This is a genomic window from Martinezella paranaensis (assembly GCF_014200235.1).
In the GTDB taxonomy this organism is placed as follows: Bacteria; Pseudomonadota; Alphaproteobacteria; order Rhizobiales; family Rhizobiaceae; genus Rhizobium; species Rhizobium paranaense.
The window spans coordinates 1-3,467 of the sequence record NZ_JACHBI010000040.1; the positions used below are offsets into that span (position 1 = coordinate 1).

Annotated in this window: 3 protein-coding genes; all 3 read right to left on the reverse strand. The window is 57.0% G+C overall.

Features of this window, described 5'->3' with window-relative positions:
• Positions 1-97 precede the first annotated feature (97 nt).
• From GGD50_RS32420 to GGD50_RS32430, 3 genes are read right to left on the reverse strand one after another with little or no spacing between them, the layout of a single operon-like run.
• A complete protein-coding gene (locus tag GGD50_RS32420) occupies positions 98-1,093 on the reverse strand; it encodes a tyrosine-type recombinase/integrase (protein WP_210319041.1) in 996 nt (331 codons plus the stop codon).
• Positions 1,094-1,125: 32 nt separating this feature from the next.
• Positions 1,126-2,103: a tyrosine-type recombinase/integrase gene (locus GGD50_RS32425; protein ID WP_183941369.1), complete on the reverse strand. Its 978-nt coding sequence runs from the start codon at positions 2,101-2,103 to the stop codon at positions 1,126-1,128.
• A gap of 11 nt (positions 2,104-2,114) precedes the next feature.
• Positions 2,115-3,326 (reverse strand): tyrosine-type recombinase/integrase, encoded by a 1,212-nt coding sequence (locus GGD50_RS32430; RefSeq protein ID WP_183941371.1) that lies wholly within the window; start codon positions 3,324-3,326, stop codon positions 2,115-2,117.
• Positions 3,327-3,467 lie beyond the last annotated feature (141 nt).

Consider the following 3,467-nt stretch of genomic DNA (forward strand, 5'->3'; position numbering starts at 1 on the left):
CTCGATTAACGTGCACTGCGCAGAGATGTGGAGCTGACACCGCAAGAGCCCGCAAACGCGCGACTTTCCCACGATACCACTCCACATAACTGAGCATCTACAAGCGGCGCAGCCAGCCTAACATCCCGCCATCAAAAGCGATGATCGTCTGATCTTTTGCCGATGACATCACGTCGGGAAAGACTTGTTCGAGCGCCTGCCGCTTCATATCGATATCGGCCCGCGCGTAGCGCATCGTTACGTTCAATCCCGAGTGGCCGAGCCATTGACTGATGGTGGCAATGTCTACACCCGCCTTGAGAAGGTGGATGGCCGTCGTGTGCCGCAACGAGTGGGGATGGATGCTTTTTTCGGCCAGGGTGGATTCTTCCCCCGCAGCTAGATCAACATATTTGCGCAGCAAGTATCGAACTCCGAACCGGGTCAGTGGTGTGCCGCGGTCGTTGAGAAAGATCCTTTGCTCGGCGGGATTGTCTGAGGGCGGATGCAGTGTGTTGATCAACTCCTGAAGAAGCTGGGCCGTGTTTCGCCAGATCGGGCAGAGGCGAACCTTGTTGCCTTTGCCGTGCAAGCGCACCTGACAGGGCGATACCAGACGAAGGTCACAAATGCGAAGATTCAGGATTTCCTGCACTCGTGCACCCGTATTGAACATCAGCGAGAACAGCGCGTAATCCCGCCGTCCTGAAGACGTGCGGCGGTCGATACGCGCCAGGACGCTCTTGATTTCGGGCTCTTCGAGATATTCGACAGGTGCCACCCGCGCGCCCCTCTTGAAGGGAAGTGTCACCACCAGTTGCAGGGTATCCATATATTCGGGATGCTCCGAGATCAGGAACCGCGCAAAGGTATGCATCGCCGCCAGCCTTGCATTGCGGGTCGCAATGCTGTTGCCACGCTCAACCTCAAGCGACGTGAGAAAGCTGCCGATCCTGTCGGCATTAATGTCGCAGACGTCGATGCTCTCGACGGATCCATTGGTCTCTGCCGCTGCAAATCGCAGGAACAGCACCATCGTGTCGCGATAGCTCTGGATCGTATGGTGGCTCATGCCGCGGAGAGCGGGAAGATATTCTTGAAAGAAGCGTGCCATGCTTCGGCCCAATGCCGTGGATTGATGTTTCCTCATGCCACGACCTCGCTGACGAGACCGCCGAAAGCCCCTTCAAAGCGGTCGCTGGCGATCTCTCTCAGCTTTGGAAGGAAGTGCAGATAACATGCCGTCGACACGATGCTAACGTGGCCCATGTAGAGAGCCAGCTTCGGCAAATTCGATTGCACATCGGCGCCGTCCAGATACCAGCGGATGAGCGCCCCGACTGCAAAGCTGTGCCTCAGATCGTGGATGCGCGGGCGCCGGCCTTCGCTATCCTCAACACCTGCCATTTTGAATAGAGCATGGATGCCGCCGCTGATCCCAGTTCCGGTATAGGCACGAAGACCGCCTTCCGTGTTGATGAGAAGGGGTGTGTCGGGATCCCTGCTGAACGGTGGAGCGAGACGTTTTCGAAGGTAGCTGCACAATTCGGCATGTGCGTCGGACGACAGTGGCAATATTCTCGATTTATGGAACTTGGACTCCCGTACCCGTAACACCCCGCTTTCAGGCTCACAGTCTGCCAGCGTAAGGCGTAACAATTCGCCGCGACGCATCCCGGTCGTGTACAGCAGAATGACGGCCATCCTATATACCGCAGGCCGCAGTGGCGATCCCGACGCGACGGACATAGTGTTCGCAGCCGTCAACATTTTGGCTATTTGCCCAGGCTCCACGATAACGGGAAGCCGGTAAGGCTGGGGCCGCGCGAAGTACAAGGGATCAGGAACAAAGCAGCCAAGCTCCTTGCGCCGCCGATATAGGCAGAACATGCGGACAACGCGTTGGCGATAACGCAGGGTATTGCGTGCCAGATGAGGGAATGTGGCACACCACCGATCAAAGCTTGCACGGTCAAGATCCTGTCCCGGGGTACGGCTGATAAATTCACGCAAGGACACCAGAACCCTTTCCTCCGGATAATAGCGGCGGCCAAGCGCGCGCTGATGGGCAAGCCATGCCACAATCGGCTGATCCAGGGGTGTCGGAGAGATGGCTGTGAACATTGCCATTCTCCTTAATGAGCGGCAATGCCAGGCACGGGCAGAGCCACCGTACGCAGCATGTCCGTCTCGATGCGAAGATAAACACAAGTGCTTTCAAGACTATGATGGCCGAGCAGGTCACCGATCACCTTCACCCCGACGCCTCGGCCTAGCAATCGCATGGCAAACGAATGGCGCAATGCGTATGACGAGACACCATCTAGCGGCAGGCCGCTTTGCCGTGCTCGCTTGGTGAAGATGTCGCATATCCCCCAGCTCGTCAGGGCTCCCACAGGGCTACGCGCTTTAGCGAACAGAAAGTTCGTCACCGCACCGCAGGGACGCCCATCAGCAAGATATCGGTCGAGGATTTCAAGAGTCTGGTCGGCCAGAGGAAGAACGAGCGTGGAACGAGTTTTACGCTGCTCTACCCGCAGTGTGCGTCGCTTCCAATTGATCGCGTCCAACGTCAGCGCTGCAATCTCAGAAGGTCGCAGGCCGTAATAGGCCATGAGGTGGAGGATCGCATGGTCACGGCGGCCGAGATAATCAGTCCTCGCGACCGAGGACAGCAATTTTTCGATCACCTCCCAATCAAGGGCACGAGGCGGCAATTCTCCACGATAGGTTCTGGGCGTATCGATACGTTCTAGCCCTCGCGCAGTCTCACCACGATCGCCGCAAAAACGCAGAAAAGCGCGCAGATGGGCAACCTTGTGCTGGAGTGTTTGGCGCAGCACCTTGCGGCTCAAGATCTGAATGAAGTTTTCGACGTGCTCTGATGTCAGAGCGGAAAGGTTCTGTGATGGTCCAGCCGACAAGCACAGAAACTCCTCGATCGTTACCAGATGCTGGCCAATCGTCGCTGGTGCTAATCCTCTCACGTCTCGAAGATATTCTCGATATCGCAGCAGCAACTGCTCGACAGGCCCCTGCGGCTGTGTTTCTTCGAGCCGTCCTTCTGCCTTGAGGAAGCGGCGATATGCACGCTCGGTGGAAGCGTGGCGCAGCGCGCCAGGAACGAAGGCTAACGCTGCGTCCAATTCGGCTTCGTGTAGAATCCGACCACACTGAAGAGCGGCTGTCGTCTCGAGGATGCACTTCAATCGGTGGACATGGCGACCTGCGGCAGCACCAGGTAAATATCCTGCTGCGAGCAACCACCGGGCAAACAATTCAAGCTCCGCGCCGAAGCGCGAATATTCGTAATGGCCAAAAGATTTCGGGAATAAAACCTTAAGCATGACGCTCTCCTGTTGAGGTTTGGGGAGCGGTCATCCTAGGTGGACGATGATTCAGTTATGTGGAGTGGTATCGTGGGAAAGTCGCGCGTTTGCGGGCTCTTGCGGTGTCAGCTCCACATCTCTGCGCAGTGCACGTTAGTC